This is a genomic window from Micromonospora sp. NPDC049230 (genome assembly GCF_040647875.1).
In the GTDB taxonomy this organism is placed as follows: domain Bacteria; phylum Actinomycetota; class Actinomycetes; order Mycobacteriales; family Micromonosporaceae; genus Micromonospora.
Map to the genome: position 1 here is coordinate 196,112 of NZ_JBEZCZ010000004.1, position 20,102 is coordinate 216,213.

Annotated in this window: 21 protein-coding genes; 10 read left to right on the forward strand and 11 right to left on the reverse strand. The window is 71.7% G+C overall.

Features of this window, described 5'->3' with window-relative positions:
- The first annotated feature begins 112 nt into the window (after positions 1 to 112).
- Both sepH and AB0A95_RS05395 read left to right on the forward strand, forming a co-directional pair.
- Positions 113 to 1,195, forward strand: a complete 1,083-nt coding sequence (gene sepH, locus AB0A95_RS05390) for a septation protein SepH (protein ID WP_357554419.1) — start codon at positions 113 to 115, stop codon at positions 1,193 to 1,195.
- A gap of 16 nt (positions 1,196 to 1,211) precedes the next feature.
- Positions 1,212 to 1,472, forward strand: coding sequence for a hypothetical protein (locus AB0A95_RS05395; protein ID WP_357554420.1), 261 nt, complete (start codon positions 1,212 to 1,214; stop codon positions 1,470 to 1,472).
- 91 nt (positions 1,473 to 1,563) lie between these two features.
- Here AB0A95_RS05395 and AB0A95_RS05400 read toward each other — a convergent pair whose 3' ends face one another.
- Positions 1,564 to 2,403 carry an alpha/beta hydrolase gene (locus AB0A95_RS05400; RefSeq protein ID WP_357554421.1) on the reverse strand — a complete coding sequence of 280 codons (840 nt, stop codon included), beginning with the start codon at positions 2,401 to 2,403 and terminating at the stop codon, positions 1,564 to 1,566.
- A gap of 15 nt (positions 2,404 to 2,418) precedes the next feature.
- Positions 2,419 to 3,087 (reverse strand): DUF4097 family beta strand repeat-containing protein, encoded by a 669-nt coding sequence (locus AB0A95_RS05405; protein WP_357554422.1) that lies wholly within the window; start codon positions 3,085 to 3,087, stop codon positions 2,419 to 2,421.
- A gap of 236 nt (positions 3,088 to 3,323) precedes the next feature.
- Here AB0A95_RS05405 and AB0A95_RS05410 point away from each other — a divergent pair, with 236 nt between their 5' ends.
- The gene (locus tag AB0A95_RS05410) at positions 3,324 to 4,136 is read left to right on the forward strand and encodes a helix-turn-helix domain-containing protein (RefSeq protein ID WP_357554423.1); all 813 of its coding nucleotides are present in this window, start codon (positions 3,324 to 3,326) and stop codon (positions 4,134 to 4,136) included.
- Positions 4,137 to 4,188: 52 nt separating this feature from the next.
- Here the strand turns inward: AB0A95_RS05410 and AB0A95_RS05415 are convergent, their stop codons facing one another.
- The 4 genes from AB0A95_RS05415 to AB0A95_RS05430 form a co-directional block, all read right to left on the reverse strand.
- The gene (locus AB0A95_RS05415; RefSeq protein WP_357554424.1) at positions 4,189 to 4,698 is read right to left on the reverse strand and encodes a hypothetical protein; all 510 of its coding nucleotides are present in this window, start codon (positions 4,696 to 4,698) and stop codon (positions 4,189 to 4,191) included.
- Positions 4,699 to 4,795: 97 nt separating this feature from the next.
- Positions 4,796 to 6,079, reverse strand: a complete 1,284-nt coding sequence (locus AB0A95_RS05420; protein ID WP_357554425.1) for an MFS transporter — start codon at positions 6,077 to 6,079, stop codon at positions 4,796 to 4,798.
- A 72-nt stretch (positions 6,080 to 6,151) separates the two neighbouring features.
- A complete protein-coding gene (locus AB0A95_RS05425; RefSeq protein ID WP_357554426.1) occupies positions 6,152 to 6,601 on the reverse strand; it encodes a MarR family transcriptional regulator in 450 nt (149 codons plus the stop codon).
- A 115-nt stretch (positions 6,602 to 6,716) separates the two neighbouring features.
- A complete protein-coding gene (locus AB0A95_RS05430) occupies positions 6,717 to 8,195 on the reverse strand; it encodes an NCS2 family permease (RefSeq protein ID WP_357554505.1) in 1,479 nt (492 codons plus the stop codon).
- Between the two features lie 88 nt (positions 8,196 to 8,283).
- Here AB0A95_RS05430 and AB0A95_RS05435 point away from each other — a divergent pair, with 88 nt between their 5' ends.
- Positions 8,284 to 8,529 (forward strand): DUF2530 domain-containing protein, encoded by a 246-nt coding sequence (locus AB0A95_RS05435; RefSeq protein WP_357554427.1) that lies wholly within the window; start codon positions 8,284 to 8,286, stop codon positions 8,527 to 8,529.
- Between the two features lie 37 nt (positions 8,530 to 8,566).
- Here the strand turns inward: AB0A95_RS05435 and AB0A95_RS05440 are convergent, their stop codons facing one another.
- Positions 8,567 to 9,496, reverse strand: a complete 930-nt coding sequence (locus tag AB0A95_RS05440) for a DUF3027 domain-containing protein (protein WP_357554428.1) — start codon at positions 9,494 to 9,496, stop codon at positions 8,567 to 8,569.
- On the opposite strand from AB0A95_RS05440, the gene AB0A95_RS05445 reads away from it, so the two are divergent.
- From AB0A95_RS05445 to AB0A95_RS05455, 3 genes are all read left to right on the forward strand, one after another.
- Positions 9,495 to 11,096, forward strand: coding sequence for an MFS transporter (locus AB0A95_RS05445; RefSeq protein WP_357554429.1), 1,602 nt, complete (start codon positions 9,495 to 9,497; stop codon positions 11,094 to 11,096). The two genes, AB0A95_RS05440 and AB0A95_RS05445, sit on opposite strands and share 2 nt — an antisense overlap.
- A complete protein-coding gene (locus AB0A95_RS05450) occupies positions 11,093 to 11,776 on the forward strand; it encodes a futalosine hydrolase (protein ID WP_357554430.1) in 684 nt (227 codons plus the stop codon). The genes AB0A95_RS05445 and AB0A95_RS05450 overlap by 4 nt, the downstream gene beginning before the upstream one ends.
- Positions 11,777 to 11,993: 217 nt before the next feature.
- Positions 11,994 to 12,842 (forward strand): 1,4-dihydroxy-6-naphthoate synthase, encoded by an 849-nt coding sequence (locus AB0A95_RS05455; protein ID WP_357554431.1) that lies wholly within the window; start codon positions 11,994 to 11,996, stop codon positions 12,840 to 12,842.
- Here the strand turns inward: AB0A95_RS05455 and AB0A95_RS05460 are convergent.
- Together AB0A95_RS05460 and AB0A95_RS05465 are read right to left on the reverse strand one after the other, a co-directional pair.
- Positions 12,803 to 13,189, reverse strand: a complete 387-nt coding sequence (locus AB0A95_RS05460) for a cold shock domain-containing protein (protein WP_088986676.1) — start codon at positions 13,187 to 13,189, stop codon at positions 12,803 to 12,805. The genes AB0A95_RS05455 and AB0A95_RS05460 overlap by 40 nt on opposite strands.
- Before the next feature lie 27 nt (positions 13,190 to 13,216).
- A complete protein-coding gene (locus tag AB0A95_RS05465; RefSeq protein ID WP_357554432.1) occupies positions 13,217 to 13,840 on the reverse strand; it encodes an HAD family hydrolase in 624 nt (207 codons plus the stop codon).
- 84 nt (positions 13,841 to 13,924) lie between these two features.
- On the opposite strand from AB0A95_RS05465, the gene AB0A95_RS05470 reads away from it, so the two are divergent.
- The gene (locus AB0A95_RS05470; RefSeq protein WP_357554433.1) at positions 13,925 to 16,411 is read left to right on the forward strand and encodes a helicase-associated domain-containing protein; all 2,487 of its coding nucleotides are present in this window, start codon (positions 13,925 to 13,927) and stop codon (positions 16,409 to 16,411) included.
- 30 nt (positions 16,412 to 16,441) lie between these two features.
- Here AB0A95_RS05470 and AB0A95_RS05475 read toward each other — a convergent pair whose 3' ends face one another.
- The gene (locus tag AB0A95_RS05475) at positions 16,442 to 16,678 is read right to left on the reverse strand and encodes a hypothetical protein (RefSeq protein WP_357554434.1); all 237 of its coding nucleotides are present in this window, start codon (positions 16,676 to 16,678) and stop codon (positions 16,442 to 16,444) included.
- A gap of 520 nt (positions 16,679 to 17,198) precedes the next feature.
- Between AB0A95_RS05475 and AB0A95_RS05480 the strand changes: the two genes are divergently transcribed.
- The gene (locus tag AB0A95_RS05480; protein WP_357554435.1) at positions 17,199 to 18,878 is read left to right on the forward strand and encodes a DNA repair helicase XPB; all 1,680 of its coding nucleotides are present in this window, start codon (positions 17,199 to 17,201) and stop codon (positions 18,876 to 18,878) included.
- Positions 18,879 to 19,054: 176 nt separating this feature from the next.
- Here the strand turns inward: AB0A95_RS05480 and AB0A95_RS05485 are convergent, their stop codons facing one another.
- Positions 19,055 to 19,627, reverse strand: coding sequence for a TetR/AcrR family transcriptional regulator (locus tag AB0A95_RS05485; RefSeq protein ID WP_357554436.1), 573 nt, complete (start codon positions 19,625 to 19,627; stop codon positions 19,055 to 19,057).
- Between the two features lie 88 nt (positions 19,628 to 19,715).
- Here AB0A95_RS05485 and AB0A95_RS05490 point away from each other — a divergent pair, with 88 nt between their 5' ends.
- Positions 19,716 to 20,087: a DUF4267 domain-containing protein gene (locus AB0A95_RS05490; RefSeq protein ID WP_357554437.1), complete on the forward strand. Its 372-nt coding sequence runs from the start codon at positions 19,716 to 19,718 to the stop codon at positions 20,085 to 20,087.
- The last annotated feature ends 15 nt before the right edge of the window (positions 20,088 to 20,102 follow it).

Here is a 20,102-nt window from a genome sequence, read left to right on the forward strand (position 1 = left end):
CATGCGGGGTGTCGCTTCCCCCACCCCGAGACAGATGCGCGTACGGTGGTCCGAGACGCCTGGGTGGCCGACTCGTGGCGTGCGGCCAGCGAAGCGGGACGGAGGCAACGCTATGCGCCCAGTACGCTTCGTCGCCCTCTCCGAGGACGGCCATGCCCTGGTTCTCGCCGACGAGGTCGGGCGGTTGCTCGCCCTCCCGATCGACGACCGGATCTCGGGGGCGCTGCACGCCGAGCCCGGCGCGCCGCCGCTGCCGGCGGCACCGACCACCGTCGACCCGACTCCCTCGCTGTCCCCTCGGGACATCCAGGCCCGCATCCGCTCCGGTGAGTCCGCCGAGGACGTCGCCCGGATCGCCGGGGTGCCGGTCGACCGGGTGCTGCGTTACGCCGGCCCGGTCCTCCAGGAGCGGGCGATGCTCGCCCAGCACGCCCGCCGCACCCGGCTCAAGGGCGCGGAGAAGCCCACCCCGCTCGCCGAGGTGGTCAACGGCCGGTTGAGCCAGCACGGCATCGACACCGAGAAGATCTCCTGGGACGCCTATCGGCGGGACGACGGCACCTGGCGGATCATCGCCACCTGGCCGTCCGGCAAGGCCACCGCGCAGGCCATCTGGGATCTCGACAAGACCCGGCAGTCGGTCGCCCCGCACGACGACATGGCGCAATACCTGTGCGCCGAGCGACCCACGCCGATCCTCGGCCAGGAGCCGGCGCCGGAGCGGGGTGGGCACGGCCTGCCCGGTCCCTCGCGCGGCGAGCCGAGCCGTGGTGGGCACGGGTTGCCGGCGGCGTCCGAGCACCCGCGCCCGGGCCGGGATCCGATCCGGGCCGGTCGGGACGCGCTGCTCGCCTCACTGGACCGCCCGCTGGGCGCCTCGTCGGGTCGTGGCCTTGAGCCGCGTACCCCTGCTGCTCTTGCCGGTTCGGACGCGCCTCGGCAGCGACCGGTCGGCGGGGGTGCCGCCGCGCTGCTCGGCGGCGGCCAGGGGTCGGCCTTCGACGACGACTCGGACGCGCCCAAGGAGGTGCCGGCCGTGCCGTCGCTGGCGGTGCTGCGGCCCCGCCGCACGGGCGCGGCGGCGGCTGCCGGTGGTGGCGAGTCCACGGATGCCAACGGCAAGCCCCGCAAGCGCCTGCCGAGCTGGGACGACGTGCTCTTCGGCAGCGGGCCGGCCGCACGCGAGTCTTCCTGACCCTGCGCGTCGATGGGTGGTCAACGGCCACCCATCGACGCGAGGCAGGGCCGCTGAAGAGGCGCTGCCCCAGGCGGAAGATCAGGCCGCACGTGCCGCCCGGCAGATCAAGGCCGAAGCTCGGGCTCGGGTCGACCAGGCCCGCACGGAGCTGCACCGTGCCATGGCGGCGGAGTACCGGGCCGGTGTCCGCCAGGTGGATCTGGTCAAGCGGACCGGCTACAGCCGCGAGCGGGTCCGCCAGATCCTGCGCGCCGCCGGCATCGAGGCCGACTAGCGGGACGCTCGCAGGACGAACGCCCAGCCCGAGTCCCGCCCTTCGACGGCGACACGGACTGGGCGTACCCAGGAAATGCTGGCCTCGCCCACTACAGCAGGCCATCTCGCGAGGTCCCCGACGCCTGGTCAAGGGCGGCGACCGCACCCACGGCCTCAGCGACGGCGCGGAAGTCCTTCTTGAGGATCGCGCCGTGGTTGCTGGCGACCTTCGCGGCGATCTGGATGTGCGGGTTGCGGGCGGTTACCGCGTCGAGGCTGGCACGGATCTTCTCCTGCTCGTCACCGCGACTGCCGAGGGACGTGCCGGAGGCGACGACGTACCGCACCGGGACGGTGATGCCGTCCAACACGGGGCCCAACTCGCGCTCACGGGAAAGTCTGCCCAGCTCGATGTTGCTGTCCGCCATCTGGTCGGCATTCATTCGCGGGGTCAGACCGGTGGGGCGCAGCAGCGGCATGAACAGGTTCATCCGTCGGAACATCTTCCGGATCCGCTGCTCCATGGCCTGGTCGAGCCAGTCGTGCGGGAACGCGCCGTCGACCAGGACCGCGCCGATGGTGCGCTCCGGGTTCCGGTTGGCCCAGTGCGCCCCGACGACCGCCCCGTAGGACCAGCCCACCAGCAGCGCGCGGTCCACACCCCGGGCCGCGAGTACGGCGTCGACGTCCCGGACGGCGGCCTCGAAGGAATAGTCCGCCGATCGCTTCGACGTCCTGCCGCGAGCCCGCTCGTCGTAGGTGATGTGCCGCCAACCCGTGCCCAGGTCGGCGATGACTCGACGCCAGTAGCCCTGGGTGGCGAACTGGCCGTTGAGGTAGACCACCGGGATGCCGGGGCCGCCGGTGTCGGTGACGGCCAGGGCCGTGTCGTCGACCGGCACCAGGCCGGTCCACATCGAACTGGTCGCGGACATGCTGTTGTTCGTCATCGTGTTCCGTCCTGTTCAGAGGCTGCGGGCGGCGATGTCGCCGTGGGAGGTGGTGGCGCGGATGTCCAGTGCGGTGGTGCCGTCGTTGCGGAGGGCGTTGCTGACCCCGCCGTGGCCGGTGCCGGCATCCAGCGCGGCCGAGACGCCGGCGGCGGCGGTGACCGAGATGTCGCCGGACTGGGTCGTCAGCACGACGGCGCCGCGTACGGCTTCGGCGATCCGGATGTCGCCCCTGGTGGTGCTGATCTCCGCAGGGCCGGTCAGCCGACCGACCTCGACGTCGCCGTCGATCGCGGTGAGGCGGACGCTCGCCGCCTCATCGATCTTGATTTGGCGGTACGCGCCGTCGAAGATCACGTCGCCGAGGCGCCCGACACCCCGCAGCTCGGCGCTGGCGGCCTTGGCGTCGATGCGGGAGTCGGCGGGCAGTCGAACGGTCACCTGCAGGGATCCCGAAGCACCGACGAGCGGGTTGCCGGGGGTTGCGGCGTCGATCCGCAGCACGCCGTCGGCGTACGTGACGGTGGCCTGTTCGGCGGCCCTGGTGTCGCGGCTCCTGGTCGGGTCGGTGGGCAGAATCTCGACAGTGGTGTCGACGCGGTCCGCGGCGATGAGCTGGATGCGCCCGGCGGGGACGTTCAGGATGGCGGAGATCGGGGCGGGGGTGTCGAACGTCTTCATCATGCTCTCCGATGCTCGTGCGTTGTTTCTGATATCGGAAACGCTACGTTGCTTTCCAGAATCAGCCAACAAGCATGTTGCGTCCGTAAGACGTTTTTCCAGCTCACAGCAGTGAGATCATTGCAACGATGGTGTCGGGCAATGCAACGATCGCCATCGGGCCTGTTGCAATGGGTGAGAAGTGAAAGCTATGGTGAAGGGGCCACGAGGCCGCCACCAAGAATCACCAGGGAGATCAGATGCCGGGGGGCCGACTCACCCAGCAGGAACGCCAGCAGATCGCGCTGGGGCTGGCCGACAGCCTCCCCTACGCGGAGATCGCCCGACGTCTCGACCGACCCACCTCGACGATCACCCGCGAGGTGATGCGCAACGGCGGCCCCCTGGGCTACCGCGCCGACCTGGCTCACCGCGCCACCGAACGCCGCGCCCACCGGCGCAGGCCAGCTACCTCCCGCCCGACGGCAGCGGTCCTCCCGCAGCACGGGCGCGACGCCGAGGCCGTGGCCGACTACGAGGAGGCCTTCACCACAGTCCTCATGGCGTCGGGTCTGAACAAGATGGGGGCCCGCGTGTTGACCTGCCTGTTCACCACCGATGCGGGCGCCCTCACCGCGTCCGAGCTCGCCCAGCGCCTCCAGGTCAGCCCGGCGTCCATCTCCAAGGCGATCAGCTTCCTGGAAGGCCAGAGCCTGGTCCGCCGCGAACGCGACGAACGCCGCCGCGACCGCTACGTCATCGACAACGAGCTCTTCTACCAGGCGACGATCGCCAGTGCCCGATCCAACGACCAGCTCGTCGCCACCGCGCGGCAGGGCGTCGCCCTCCTCGGTGCGCACACCCCGGCCGCCGCCCGCCTGGAGAACATCGCCCGCTTCCTCGACTTCATGAGCGAGAGCATCGTCCGCGCCGCCGAGCAGGCCCGCGAAGTCCTCCGCAGCGGACCCGAGACTGCCGCTGCCCCACCCGCCTCGGCCCATGGGCAGGCCCCCGTGCGGGTGGTCCCGCCGACGGCACCGGATCAGAGCGGCCAGGCGGCGAGCCGGTCGTAGCGCGAGCCGCGGGAGCCGAGCTGGCCGCGCGACGAAGAGCCGCAACCGGCGCTCAGCGGTGCCGTTGCCAGTGCCCGGCTCGGGCCGCGGGCAGGGTCAGCCCGGCGGCGTGCAGCACACCCTCCACCCGGACCCGCTCGATCTCCTGGTCGACGCCCTCCAGCTCGGCGAGGTGTTCGGTGATGCCGAGGGCGCGGCAGGCCAACCGGAGCCGATCGTCGTACGCCTTCAGGAGCGCGCCGTGCCAGACCATCGACCGGCCGGTGGCACCGAGCCGCTGACCACCGAGGCGGCGCAGGTCGGCGGCGACCTGCTCCAGGGGCCGACGGTCGACACTGTCGAAACCGCTGAGGTCGATGTCCCGGGTCAGCGCGTCGGCCTCGACGGCTCGGTCGAGGCGGGCGATGGTGCGCTTCTCCCGTCTGCGCTCACGCCACTCGGACCAGCCGCAGACGACCCGGTCGAGGATCTCGTCATAGCAGAAGAGCAGGGCGAACGCCGCCGGCAGACTGGCGACGGCAAGGAACGCCAGGGCCAGCATCAGCGCGCGTCCGACTCCCACGTATCGACGCTAAGCCCCGTTGTGCCGCCCCGCCAGTGATTTGCCCGCATCCGCACATTCCGTGCGACGAGGTTGCCGTGGTCGCCGCGCCAAAACCTCAGCAGTCGGTGGAGGTCACGTAGAAGCGGGGCATCGGGAGCACCCGGAAACGCAGCCGGGCACCGGAGCGGCGCAACTGCCAGGTGAGGGCGATCAGCGCGGCGGCCAGTGAGATCAACGCGCCCATCCAGATGCTGGCCCCGGCACCGAAGTGCTCCGCGACCCAGCCGATCAGCGGCGCGCCGACCGGGTTGGTGCCCAGGAAGACGAGCACCCACAGGGACATCACCCGACCCCGGAAGGCCGCGTCCACGCCCAGCTGCACCCGCTGGTTGGCGGCCTGGGCGAAGAAGACCATGAAGAAGCCGGTCGGCACCAGCAGCACCACGACCAGCCAGTACGCCGACGCGAGGCCGACCAGAGTGCCGAAGCTGGCGCAGGCGATCGCCGCACCGAGCACCAGCCAGACCGACGGGCGGCTGCGCCGACCGGTGCCGCTGAGCGCGCCGCCGAGCGCGCCGACGGCCAGCGCCGTGCTGAACAGACCGAAGGAGGCGGCACCGGTGTTGAAGACCGTCTTCGCCAGCGCGGCCAGGGTGAGCTGGAAGTTGAAGAGCGACATGCCGATCACCGACATGACCGCCATGGGCAGCAGCAGGTCGGGCCGACGCCACACGTACCGCAGGCCGTCGATGACCCGTGCGGACGCCCGCTCGTCGCGCGGCAGCAGGGCGTCGCGGTGCAGGTCGGCGGTGCGCATCCGGACGACGTTGACCAGGGGCGCGATGGAGCTGACGGCGGTGAAGAGGAACACCGGGCCGACGTCGAACGCGGCGATGGCCAGGCCGGCGACGGCCGGCCCGACGATCCGGGCCGAGTTGAACACGGCGGCGTTCAGCGACAGCGCGTTGGGCAGCAGGGGCGTGCCGACGAGTTCGGAGACGAACGCCTGCCGGACCGGGGTCTCCACGGCGTTGGCCGTGCCGAGCAGCGCGGCGAAGGCGAACACGTGCCAGAGCTGCACCAGGTCGGTGAGGACCAGCAGGGACATGCCGAGCGCCAGCAGGCTCCAGAAGGCGTTGGCGGCGAAGAGCAGCACCCGCTTGTCGTACCGGTCGGCCAGTCGGCCGGAGAGCAGGGTGAGCAGCAGCACCGGCGTGAACTGACAGGCGGTGACCACGCCCAGCGCGGTGGCCGAGTTGTCGGAGAGGTCGAGGACGAGCCAGTCCTGGGCGATGAACATCATCCAGACGCCGATCAACTTGATCAGCTGCCCGGATGCGAAGAGGCGGTAGTTGCGAACCTGTAGGGACTGGAACATCGTGCTCAGCTTGGCCTGCACTCTTGGTGCGCCTCCTTGGACGTACGCGTCATCGACAGGTGACGGCACGGCCCGGTGGCGCTGGGCGCGGGCTCAGGCGCGAGCGAGCTGCTGGAGAATCTCGGCGGCCCTCCGCAGGGTCTCCCGTTCGTCCTCGTCGAGCGCGGCCAGCCGGTGGGCCAGCCATTCGTCGCGGGCCCGCTCGAACTGGTCGAGCACGGCGTGCCCTCCCTCGGTCGCCGCGAGGATGACCTGCCGACCGTCGGTCGGATGGGGTGTCCGCCGCACGAGGCCGCGGTCCTCCAACTTCCCGACGATCTTGGTCATCGTCGGTGGCTGCACCCGCTCGACGTCGGCCAGCTCCCGGGGGGTCATCGCACCCGCCAGCCGCAGGCTGGTGAGCGCGGAGACCTGGGTGACCGTGAGGTCGCCGACCGGTCGGGCCTGGCGGACCCGCCGGTTGAGTCGGGTGATCGCATCACGCAACTGGGGGGCCAGCTGCGCCGGTGGCACGCGTTCCGCCGTCACCGTCCGCTCCGTCACAGTAGTTAGCTTAACTAATGAGCATGGCTAACGACATCGGTTATGACCAGGCTCACGAGGACGTTAGTGCTGTTCCGGGCGGGGAATCCTGTTCGGTTCCCCGCCCGGACGAGCGTCAGAGCACAAGCGACTCGATCGGCCCACGCAGGAAGTACAGCACGAACAGCGCGGCCACCCCGTACAGCAGCGGGTGGACCTCCCGGGCCTTACCCCGGGCCAGCTTGAGCAGCACGAAGGTGATCAGGCCGGCACCGATCCCGTTGGAGATGGAGTAGGTGAACGGCATCAGCACGATCGTGAGGAACGCCGGGATGGCGATCTCGTAGTCGGACCAGTCGATCGTCCGGACCGCTGTCATCATCAGGAAACCGACGACCACCAGGGCCGTCGAGGCCGCCTCGAACGGCACGACCACCACCAGCGGCGCGAGGAACATCGCCAGCAGGAAGAGCACGCCGGTGACCAGGCTGGCCACACCGGTCCGCGCACCCTCCGCGACACCTGCGGCACTCTCGATGTACGACGTGTTGCTGGAGGTGCTTGCCGCACCTCCGGCCGCCGCGGCGATCGAGTCGACGAGCAGGATCTCCTTGGTACGCGGCGGGGTGCCCTGCTCGTCGAGCAGGCCGCCCTCCTGGCCCACCGCCACCATCGTGCCCATGGTGTCGAAGAAGTCCGTGATCAGCAGCGTGAAGACGAACATCAGCACTACCACCCAGCCGGCCCGCCCCCACGAGTCGAGCACGTTGAACTTGCCGAGCAGCGACAGGTCCGGCAGGTCCACCACCGTCTTCGGCAGTTCCGGCACGTTCAGCGCCCAGCCCTTCGGGTTGGGCTTCCCGTCCACGAACGACGGGCCGATGTTGCCGACCGCCTCCACGATCACCGCCAGCACTGTGGAGGCGAGGATGCCGATCAGGATCGCGCCCTTCACCCGGCGCACCACCAGCACCAGCGTGATCAACAGACCCACCACGAAGACCAGCAGCGGCCAGCTCACCAGCTTGCCGCCGATGCCCAGGCCGACCGGGACCGTGGTGTTCGCGGCATCCGGGAGCCGCCGGACGAAGCCGGCGTCCACCAGACCGATGATGGTCAGGAACAGACCGATGCCGACCCCGATCGCGGTCTTCAGCTGCGTCGGCACCGAACGGAACACCGCGGTCCGCAGACCGGTCAGCACCAACACCGCGATGAGCACACCCTCGATCACCACCAGGCCCATCGCGTCGGCCCAGGTCATCTCGGGAGCGATCTCGTACGCGATGAGCGCGTTGACACCCAGACCGGCCGCGAGCGCCAGCGGGAACCGGCCGACCACACCCATCAGGATCGTCATCAGGCCGGCGACCAGCGCGGTCGCGGCAGCCAGCGCCGGAATCGGGAGGGTCTTGCCGTCCCCGTCGACGGCGCCACCCAGAATCAGTGGGTTGAGCACCACGATGTACGCCATCGTGAAGAAGGTCGCCAGGCCACCGCGTACCTCACGGCTCACCGTCGAGCCACGGGCGGAGATCTCGAAGAACCTGTCGAAGCCGTTACGCGGGTGGGCGGGGTTGGGAGGTGTGCCCTTCTCGGGCGGCGCTACTGCCATCGGGTCCTCGCAGGTGATCTTCCGGTTGTCGCGCGCATCGTCCCAGATCACGAGCGGGCAGGGGAAGTGGATCGCGTACGCTTGCCGAATGCCGAACGAGCAACCACCGCGGCCCGCACCACTGGACCCGCCGATGGTGCCGTTCGCTCTCGCCGGGCTGGTCGCGTGGGCGGTGGCCGGGCTGGTCCTGCTGATCTTCTTTCGGGGTTGGCTGACCGACCACGGTCACCAGAACTGGCTCTGGACCTGCCTCGCCGGTTTCCTCTGGGGTTTCCCGGGTCTCGCCGTGATGATGCGCCACGACGCCAACCGCCGCCGGCGACGCACGAGCTGACCCCACCACCGCACCCGGGTCGCCCCGGCGCGAACGGTCAGGAGTGCCCGTACGGCTCCGCCGGCTCGGTCGTCTCCACCGAGCCCGGGGCGCGACTGACCGACATGGCCTCCACAGCGCTGTCGTCGTACACCGTCGGTAGTTCTTCGACGGCGGTCTCGGCCGCCTCGATCAGCGTCTCGGAGTGGGCGCCGCAACCGTGGTCGGCGCTCACCACCCGGCCGTCGTCGGGGGCGTAGAAGTTGCCGCACGCCCCGAAAGCCTGCCGCATCGCACCGGCCAGCGGCAGGTAGAAACCGCAGGTGCCGCAGCGGGCGGAGGCCGGCGCTGCCGTGGAGATGGGCGCGGCGGGGCCGTGGTCGCCGTCATACCAGCGCTGCGCCGCCTCGATGCGACCCTCCCGGGAGAGCACGCGCGCTCGCCCGAGGCCCAACTCCCAGGCCGTCTCCTCGACCGCCGGGTCGTCGGAGAGCAGGTAGCCGGGGACCAGCCGATCGTCGTCCGGCGAGGTCGGCAGCAGGTCGCCCGGGCCCAGATCGCCCGGCTTGAGCCGCTCCTGCCAGGGCAGCCAGCCGGGCGCGAGCAGCGCGTCCGGGCCGGGCAGCAAAACCGTCTCGCAGATGGTCACCGTCTTGCTGCGCGACACGCGGGTGACGGTGACCGCCCACCGCCAGCCGCGATAGCCAGCGAGGCGACACTCGAAGTAGTGGGTCACCAGCCGTTCACCCTCGGCCACGACCTGCAGGTGGTCACCGACGTCGTCGGCGTCCACCTCGGTGATGCCAGCGCGGGCCACCTCGACGGCGGCGGCGCAGACCTGGTCGAGACGGGCGGCGCGGATGGAGGCGGGCCTGGTCACCTCACCATTGTTCCCCATGCGCCCCGCAGGGGTGACAGTGACTCCCGGGGAACCTTTCCCCGTGGTGGCGCGGCGTACCCGGATCGGATGGGCGAGGATGGTGCACATGCCGTCGTACTCCCGCTCCGGGCGATCCGTCCTCGGCCGGACCGTCGGCACCGGCATTCGTGCCGTTCGTCTGCTGCTGCGTGGTTCGGTGGGCAGCGGCCGTTGGGTGACCCGGCGGGCCGGTCGGGCCCGGGCCCGGGGTGCCGGCGGCGAGGTCGGCATGGTCCGCCTGTTCGACCTGCACGCGGTCTCCTGTGCCGGGGACACGCTGATCGCCATCGGCCTGGCCGGGACGATCTTCTTCAACGTCCCGCTCGGCGAGGCCCGCAGCAAGGTCGCCCTCTACCTGCTGGTGACAATGGTGCCGTTCGCCATGCTCGCCCCCGTGGTGGGCCCACTGTTGGACCACTTCCGGCACGGCCGGCGGTACGCCCTGGCCGCCACGATGCTCGGCCGCGCGTTCCTGGCCTGGTTGATCTCCGACTACATCCACGGTTTCGGGCTCTATCCGGCCGCGTTCGGGGTGCTCGCACTGTCCCGGGCGTACGGCGTGGCCCGTTCCGCTGCGGTGCCCCGGTTGTTGCCGGAGGGGCTCGGCCTCTCCCAGGTGGGCGCCCGGGCCAGCGTCTACGGCACTGTCGCGGGCGCGTTGGTGGCGCCGATCGGGTTGGCCGCGTTCTGGTTCGGCCCGCAGTGGCCGCTGCGCGTCGCGTCGGTGATCTTCCTGATCGGCATGGTGATCTCCCTGCGGTTGCCGCCGAAGGCCGACTCGGAGCCACCGGAGCGGGTGCCCCGGCCGCTGCGCGCGCTGGGCCGCCGCGGTGGCGATCGGCCACTGGGTCGGGGCCGTCCCGCCGGTCGAGTGGTGATCGCCACCCTGATCGGTGCCGCGACGCTACGCGCGGTGTACGGCTTCCTGCTGCTCTTCCTCGCCTTCGCGATCAAGAAGGGTGACCTGACCACTGTGGTGTTCGGCCGGGATCTGGGGGCCGAGTGGGCGTTGGGGGTGGTCGGCGGGGCGCTCGCGGTCGGCACCTTCCTGGCCACCGCCATCGGCACCCGACTTCGCATCCACCGACCGGCCGCCATCCAGTCCAGCAGCATGATCATCGTGGCCGGGGTGGCGGTGCTCACCGTCATCCAGTTCTCGCTGGTGATGGTCGCCCTGCTCTGCCTGGTCGCGGCGTTGGCCAGTGGGATCTCGAAGCTGGCCGTGGACGCCTCCATCCAGGAACGCATCCCGGAGCGGCTGCGGGCCAGTTCCTTCGCCCACTCCGAGACGGTGCTGATGCTCGCCTTCGTCGCCGGAGGAGGGTTGGGCCTGGTCCCGTTCGACGGCCGGATGGGCATCGCCGTCGCCGCCGGGGTGGGTGTCCTGGCCGCGATCCGGGGTGTGCTGATCGCCGCCCGGCTGCGCGGCGAGAAGCTGGCCGGCCGACCGCTCGGCGACGACGAGCTGACCGAGGACGAACCGGCGGACGAGCCCGAGGACTCCACCCCCACCTCGCCGGCACCGGCGCAGAGCAGCTCCCCGCCGTACGAGGATCCGAGCCTGGCCCCGCCGGGCTATCACATCTACCGGCCGTCCTCCGCCGTCGGTGGCCCGGGTGGCGGCGCCGACGAGGAGAGCCGCCGCGAGTCCCCCGGCTCGCACTCGTGACCGGTCTGCTGGTGGTGACGGCGGTGCCGGCCGAGGCGGACGCGGTCCGCGCCGGGCTGACCGACCCGACAGTGACAGTCGCCCCGATCGGCGTCGGCCCGGCCGTCGCCGGTGCCGCCACCGCGCGCCTGCTGGCGCTGGCCGAGGCCGCCGGACGCCCGTACCGCGCGGTGGTCAGCGCCGGCGTCGCCGGCGGCTTCACCGGCCGGGCCGAGGTCGGCGACACGGTGCTCGGCACCGCCAGCATCGCCGCCGACCTGGGCGCCGAGTCACCTGACGGTTTCATCCCCGTCGACGAGCTGGGCATGCCACTCGTGCTGCTCGGCGTCGGCGGTGTGGTGCCGGCCGATCCGGTCCTGCTGGCGGCGCTGCGGGCCGCCCTCCCGGCGGCCACTGTCGGTCCGGTGCTCACGGTCAGCACTGTCACCGGCACCGCTGCCAGCACCGGAGAGCTGCGCGGCAGGCATCCGGAGGCAGTCGCCGAGGCCATGGAGGGGTACGGCGTGGCGGTCGCCGCAGCACAGGCCGGGGTGCCCTTCGCCGAGCTACGCACCATCTCCAACCCGATCGGCCCCCGCGATCGTGATGCCTGGCGCCTGCGCGAAGCTCTCACCGCCCTGACCGCGGCGGCCCCGGCGTTCGCGCTGACCGCTGCCGAGGAGGACGGGCTTCGAGCGTGAGCGCCGACGGCCGACTCGCGCCGTCAACAGCATCAGCCCACCTGTGGATAACCCTGTGGACAGCGCCCCTGGTGCTGTGTACATCCCTTCGTCAGCACCTGTAGAGCTGCCCCGCCGACGGGGCAAGAGGGTGCACCTCGCCGGCACGGGCACGGCCCAGATCACAGGCACCAGTCCGCGCCGACTGGACGCGCGGGGGCGGGGCTAACGTGGGGGCGTGGCGCTCTCTCTGGCGATCTCGCCCTGCCCCAACGACACGTTCGTCTTTCACGCCCTGGTGCACGGGCGGGTGCCGGGCGCGCCGCCGGTCGAGGTGACGTACGCCGACGTGGACGTCACCAACACGGCCGCCGAAAAGGGCGCGTTCGACCTGGTGAAGGTGAGCTTCGCGGCACTTCCCTGGCTGCTCGACGACTACCACCTGCTGCCCTGCGGCGGCGCGCTTGGTCGCGGATGCGGTCCGCTGGTGCTCACCCGGGGTGACCGCGACGGCGGGCCGGACCGCACCGACCTGACCGGTGCCACGGTGGCGGTGCCGGGCGACCGGACCACCGCGTACCTGCTGTTTCGGCTCTGGTCGGCCGGACGGCCGCCGGCCCGCATCGAGGTGGTGCCGTTCCACGAGATCATGCCGGGCGTCGCGGCTGGCCGCTACGACGCCGGGTTGGTCATCCACGAGGCCCGGTTCACCTACCACCGGCACGGCCTGAGTGCCCTCGTCGACCTCGGCGAGTGGTGGGAGGCCGACACCGGCCTGCCCATCCCCCTCGGCGCGATTCTGGCCCGACGCGACGCGGTGGACCCGGAGGCCGCGGCAGGGTGGGTCCGCGAGTCGGTCCGGCAGGCCTGGGCGGACCCGGCGGCCAGCCGGGATTACGTGCTGGCGCACGCCCAGGAGATGGAACTCGACGTGGTGGACCGGCACATCGGCCTCTACGTCAACGAGTTCACCGCAGACCTCGGCGAGGCCGGTTTCGCCGCGGTGGCGGCACTGCTCGACCGCGCCGCCACCGCCGGCCTGGTGCCTCAGACCTCCAGCTCGCGGGCGACCGCGTGGACCAGCTGAGCGATCTTCTGCGCCGTCTTCTTGTCCGGGTACCGACCTCGGCGCAGGTCCGGCTGGACCTTCGCCTCCAGCACCTTGATCATGTCTTCGACGAGGCCGTGCAGCTCCTCGGCCGGACGACGGCGCAACTCCGCCATCGACGGCGGCGCGTCCAGCAGCTTGACTCCCATGGCCTGTGCGCCCCGACGACTGTCAACCACGCTGAAGTCGACCCGTTGGCCACCCTTGAGGTCGGTGACACCCGCCGGCAGCGCGCCCTTGGGCAGGAACACGTCGCCGCCCTCGTCACTGGTGACGAAGCCATACCCCTTGGCCGTGTCGTACCACTTCACTCGCCCCGTAGGCACCTGAGAACCCCTGCTTCACTTGAGCCGCTACTGCTCCAAGGCTAGCTGGATCATGCCGTCGAGCGCCGCCGGGAATTCACTGAGATCGTCCAGCACCACCCTCGCCCCGGCCGCGCGCAGCTCATCGCGGGAACACGGGCCGGTCGCGACACCGATGCCGGGCACCCCCGCGGTCGCCGCCGCGACCATGTCCGCCACGTGGTCACCGACGTAGTGGGTCGCGTCATGCTCCCGCAGGGCCGTCGCCTTCTGTTCGGCGAACAGGTCGCCGGCCAACTCGTCGACAGTGAGGCCGAGGTGCTCCAGGTGCAGCCGGGCCAGCCGACCCATCTTCGACGTGACGACCAGCACACGGCCGCCCCGAGCGCGGATCGCGTCGATGGCCTCCCGCGCGCCCGGCAACGGGACCGTCGGGGTGATCGCGTACGCCGGATACAGCTCGCGGTACACCCGTACGGCCGACTCGACCTGCTCCGGCGGGAACCAGTGCGCGATCTCGGTACGCAGCGGCGGCCCGAGCCGCGACACCGCCAGCTCCGCGTCCACCGGCACGCCGGTCCTCGCCGTCAGCGCCCGATAGGCCGCGGCGATGCCGGGCCGGGAATCCACCAGGGTCATGTCGAGATCGAATCCGACGGTCAGTGCGGGCATGTCGAGAAACCTACCCGGCGACTCCCGGTCGGCCGGACGTCCGAGGGGCGCGAGAGCCCACTGCCGGGCTAGCGTGGAAAGACGATGACCACCTCACTCGCCGACCACCTGCGGTCGCTGCCCGACGAGTCACTGGCCGCGCTCCTCCAACTGCGGCCCGACCTCGTCGTGCCCGTGCCGGCCGACGTCTCCGCCCTGGCCATCCGGGCCCAGTCCCGGGTCTCGGTGGCGCGCGCGCTGGACGGGCTGGACCAGTTCACCCTCCAGATCCTCGACGCCGCCCGCCTCACCCGGAACCCGGACGACGGCACCACGGCCACCGACGCGGTGCTCGCCATGGCGACCGCCGGGCCACACCCGCCCGCTCCGACGGCCATCCGAGCCGCCGTGGGCCGGCTGCGTGCGCTCTTTCTGTTGTACGGCCCGGAGCACGCCCTACAGGTGGTGCCAGCCGTCGACGAAGTCGCCCCGTACCCGGCGGGGCTCGGCCGGCCAGCCGCGGAGCTGGACCCGCGCACGGCCGCGCTCTGCGCGGACCCGGCGAAACTACGACGGACGCTGCTCGCCGCCCCACCCTCGGCGCGGGCGATCCTGGACCGGTTGGCGGCTGGCCCACCGGTGGGCAGCGTGCCGCCTGGCGCTCTCCAGGCGCCGCCGCTGGGCGCGGAGGATCCGGTGCTCTCCGACCCGACGAACGGTGGCGCCCCGACCGGCTCCCCGGTGCGCTGGCTCGTCGACAACCGGCTCCTGGTCCCCGTGACGACCGGCTCGTCGACGGCCAGCGGCACCGTGGAGTTGCCCCGGGAGGTCGGCCTGCTGCTCCGCCGCGACAGCGGGCCGCTCGGGCCGCTGCGCACCAGCCCACCGCCGGTCGCCGCCGCGCCACGCGAGGCGAAGGCTGTCGACTCGGCCGGCGCCGGGCAGACGATGGAGGTGGTCCGACAGACCGAGGGGCTGCTGGAACAACTCGCCGACGAGCCCGCCCCGGTGCTTCGCTCGGGCGGCATCGGTGTGCGGGACCTGCGTCGGTTGGCCCGCACCGGTGGGCTGGACGAGCCGACCGCGGCGCTGCTGCTCGAGGTGGCGTACGCGGCGGGGCTCGCGGGTGAGCTGGAGATGCCCGGTGCGACCACCAGCCGGTACGGGGCGGACCAGCAGGTGCTGCCGACCGGCGGGTACGAGGTGTGGCGGGCCGCCTCGCTGGCCCAGCGTTGGGAGCAACTCGCCCGAGCCTGGTTGACCATGAGCCGGCAGGTGGGCCTGGTCGGCCGGCGCGACGACCGGGATCGGCCCATCACCGCGCTCTCCGCCGAGGCCGAACGGGCCAGCGCGCCGGCCACCCGCCGGGCGGTGCTCGGTGTGCTCGCCGACCTGGAGCCGGCGACCGCTCCCACCCCCGAGGAGGTGCAGGAGCTGTTGGACTGGCGGGCACCACGACGCAGCCGGGGCCGGGACGCCGCCCACCGGGAGGTGCTGGCCGAGGCCGCGCAGCTGGGCGTGACCGGGCTGGGGGCGCTCACCTCGTACGGGCGGCTGCTGCTGGGTGACCTGACGTCGGCCGACGAGCGGGGCGACGACGACCCGCTGGGCGTACACGCCGACGTGGAGAGCGGTGACCCGTCCAGTGCCGCCCGAGCCCTGGACGCGCTGCTACCCGCCCCGGTCGACCACTTCCTGGTGCAGGCCGACCTGACAGTGGTGGTGCCCGGCCCACCCGAACCGGCGCTCGCCGCCGAGTTGGAGGCGATGACCGAACTCGAGTCGGCCGGCGGGGCCAGCGTGCACCGGGTCACCACGGCGAGCGTGCGGCGCGCCCTGGATTCCGGCTACACGGCCGACGACCTGCACGACGTGTTCCGGCGCCGGTCGCGTACCCCGGTGCCGCAGGGGCTCACCTACCTGGTGGACGACGTGGCCCGTAAGCACGGCGGGCTGCGGGTCGGGCTGGCCGGGGCGTACCTGCGCAGCGACGACGAGACTCTGATCAGCGAGGTGCTCGCCGACCGCCGGTTGGAGTCGTTGACGCTGCGCCGGCTCGCGCCGACGGTGCTGTGTACGCCGTACCAGGTTGGTCGGTTGTTGGGTGCGTTGCGCGACGCCGGGTTCGCCCCGGTGCAGGAGGACGGCACCGGCAGCACCGTGCTGGCCCGGCCCCGGATCCGGCGGGCGCCGGCCCGGGTGTCGATGACCACCCGGACACTCGATCCGCTGGCCACCCCGAAGCTGCCCATGCCCCGACTGCTCGGGGTGGTGGAGCACATCCGACGGGGTGACGCGGCGGCGCGGGCGGCCCGACGGGCACCGGCGGTGGTGCGCGGTGGTGCACCGGGGCTGGGCGGCGGCCCGGTGCCGGCGCACACGCACAGCGAGGCCCTGGCGGTGCTCCAGCAGGCGGTCCGCGACAGGGCGCTGGTCTGGGTCGGTTACGTCGACGCCCACGGGGCGACCGCGTCGCGCCTGCTCAAACCGGTGTCGATAGGTGCCGGCTACCTACGCGCCGAGGACGAACGGACCGAAATGTTGCACACGTTCGCGCTGCACCGGATCACCGCGGCGGTGCTGGCGGACTGAGCGGGGCGATGCCGCCGCTGGCCCGGTCGGTCAGCGGCGGCTGCGGCGGACGGTGCCGATCACCGAGATGACGAGCAGCAACGCGAAGCCGGCGCCGGCGGACTCCCCGACCGAGTCGACGAAGCCCTGCCGCAGCACCAGCCAGCCGAAGAGGAACCACCCGACGAGGAGCGTCGCGGCGACGGCGTAGGCGATCACCGTCGCGCGGGACACCTCGTCGGGTGGTGATTGTTCGTGTTCTCGGATCACCTCACGGTCGACCGTCATGCCCAGCCTCCCCGCCCGGTCCAGCCCTGGCCTCCCAGCGTGACACTCGTTGGACCGGTCGGACAGGGGGTTATCCCCGTGATTCGTTCCGTGTCGATCGGGTGCCGGGGCGGCGGCCGATCAGCCGGGAGGCCTTGGCGTCGGCGTGGGTGCGGCCGGCGTGGGCCGGCTGGGCTGGTCCGGCCCGGGCGCAGCGCTCACCCCCGTTACCTGTTCCGCAGCGCCGGCTGGGGCGGCTCCCCCGCCACCACTCCCACCGGACTGCGGATCGAACGCGCACGCACCGGCGCCGACCAGCACAACCACCACCAGAGCGACCAGCCGGGAAGGAATCCGGACAGGCGTCAGGGAACCTCCCCTGGCTGTCGTTCTCCTACTAGACGTTCGTAAGTGCCGTCACGGTTGCGGTCGGCGCGCATCTTTCTTCGCGGATCCCACATCGTGCAACACTGGATGGTCGGCCAGCGGCGGGTATGCGACCCGTCCCAGCCGGACGACCAACCGAGGAGAGGACGCTGGCGTGAGCGGTGGACCACTGATCGTGCAGTCGGACAAGACGCTGCTGCTGGAGATCGACCACCCTGACGCGCAGGCCTGCCGGATGGCCATCGCGCCGTTCGCCGAGCTGGAGCGCTCCCCGGAGCATGTGCACACCTATCGGCTGACCCCACTGGGTCTGTGGAACGCCCGGGCGGCGGGGCACGACGCGGAGGGTGTGGTCGACTCGCTGCTCAAGTACTCGCGCTACCCGGTGCCGCACGCGCTGCTCGTGGACGTGGCCGACACGATGGACCGGTACGGCCGGCTCCAGCTCGCCAACGACCCGGCGTACGGGCTGGTGCTGCGCGCACTGGACCGGCTGGTGCTGATCGAGGTGGCGAAGAGCAAGAAGCTCGCCGGGATGCTCGGCGACAAGATCGACGACGACACCATCCGGGTGCACCCGTCCGAGCGTGGTCGCCTGAAGCAGGCCCTGCTCAAGCTGGGCTGGCCGGCGGAGGACCTGGCCGGCTACGTGGACGGCGAGGCGCACCCCATCGAGCTGGCCGAGGCCGGCAAGGACGGGCGCAAGCCGTGGACGCTGCGGTCGTACCAGCGGGAGGCCGTCGAGGCGTTCTGGGCCGGCGGGTCGGGTGTGGTGGTGCTGCCGTGCGGCGCCGGTAAGACCCTGGTCGGCGCGGCGGCGATGGCTGAGGCGAAGGCGACCACGCTGATCCTGGTCACCAACACCGTCGCGGGCCGGCAGTGGAAGCGGGAGCTGATCGCCCGCACGTCGCTGACCGAGGAGGAGATCGGCGAATACTCCGGCGAGCGCAAGGAGATCCGCCCGGTCACCATCGCGACGTACCAGGTGCTCACCTCGCGGCGCGGCGGCGCGTTCACCCACCTGGACCTGTTCGGGGCCCGCGACTGGGGCCTGGTCGTCTACGACGAGGTGCACCTGCTGCCCGCGCCGATCTTCCGGTTCACCGCGGACCTCCAGGCCCGCCGCCGGCTGGGCCTCACTGCCACTCTGGTACGCGAGGACGGCCGCGAGGGTGACGTGTTCAGCCTGATCGGCCCGAAGCGGTACGACGCGCCGTGGAAGGACATCGAGTCGCAGGGCTGGATCGCCCCGGCCGAGTGCACCGAGGTCCGGGTGACCCTGACCGACGCGGAGCGGATGTCGTACGCGACGGCGGAGGCCGAGGAGCGCTACCGGATGGCGGCGACCGCCCGCACGAAGCTGCCGGTGGTTCGCGCGCTGGTGGAGCGGCACCCGGATGACCAGGTGTTGGTGATCGGCGCGTACATCGACCAGCTGCACCAACTCGGCGAATACCTCGACGCGCCGATCATCCAGGGCTCGACCACCAACAAGGAGCGGGAGCGGCTGTTCGACGCGTTCCGGTCCGGCTCGCTGCGGACCCTCGTCATCTCCAAGGTTGGCAACTTCTCCATCGACCTGCCCGAGGCGGCGGTGGCGATCCAGGTGTCCGGGACGTTCGGGTCACGGCAGGAGGAGGCGCAGCGGCTGGGCCGGGTGCTCCGGCCGAAGGCCGACGGCCGGCAGGCGCACTTCTACACGGTCGTCTCCCGCGACACGATCGACACCGAGTACGCGGCCCACCGGCAACGCTTCCTCGCCGAGCAGGGGTACGCGTACACGATCGTCGACGCCGACGACGTCCTCGGCCCGCCCCTCCCGACCGTCGACTGACCGCCCGACGGTCGGCGCCCGGCGACCCGGCGACCCGGCGACCCGGCGGCCTTGATCGACTCGGTTTTCAGGAAGTCGGGGTGTCCGGGGCAGTCCGATACCGCGTTTTCCTGAAAGCCGAGTCGATCAACACGTCGGGCCCGGCGCGGGGACGGCGGGGGCCCAGCCGGCGAGGCTCAGTGGGAGAAGCGACGCACGAGCACTGCCAGCCGCTGCTCGTGGCCGGCGCGGCGGAGCCGGCCGCTGCGCATCAGCGTGACCAGGCCGTGCAGGCCGCTCCAGAACGTCTCGGTGAACGTCTCCAGGTCGTTGTCCCCGGCGGCTGGGCGCACCGTCTCGGCCAGCTCGGCGAAGCCCCGGGCCAGGTCGGTCGGGACGCCCTGGCTGGCGAACGGCAGGTCAACGGCGAGGGTGAACATCGCGTCGTAGAGCGCGGGACGCTGCTCGGCGAACGCGACGTACGCCGCCGCGACGTCGGCGACCGCCTGGCGGGGGTCGGCGGCTGAGGCGCGGGCCGAGGCCAGCGCGGTGGCCAGCTCGGCGAAGCCCTCGACGGCGACGGCCGCCATGATGGCGTCCTTGCCCCTGAAGTGGCTGTAGAGGACGGGCTGACTGTATTCGATCTCGGCGGCGAGCCGTCGGGTGGTCACCGCGTCCCAGCCTTCCGCCAGGGCCAGGTCGCGTGCCGCGGCGACGATGGCCCGTTCCCGTTCCGCCCGCTCGCGCTCACGGCGCACCTGAGTCGACATGACCGGAATTCTAGCACCGCTAGCGTTGCTGTCGATGCTCTGCTAGCGTCGCTCCTACATCTAGCAGTGCTAGCAACTGGAGCGGACCATGTTGTCACCCCTCGCCTACGGGCTCGCCGTCGTGCTCAGCCTCTTCGTCGTCTTCATCGGTGCGCGGTTCCTGCTGGTGCCGCAGGCCGCAGCAGCCGGGTACGGCGTACCGGCCCGGCCGGACGGAGATCCCGCCTACCTCACCGTCAAGGGAGTACGCGATCTCAGCTACGGACTGCTCGGCCTCGCCCTGATCGCCTTCACCACCGCCGACGCGGTCGCGTGGTTCATGCTGATCGTCGCGCTCGTCCCGCTGGGCGACACCCTCATCGTGCTCCGCAACGGCGGAACGAAGGCCGTAGCCTTCGGCATCCACTTCGCCACCGCCGTCGTCGTCCTCCTCGACGCCGCCCTGCTGTTCGCCCTGTAACCACCGACCCTGCCG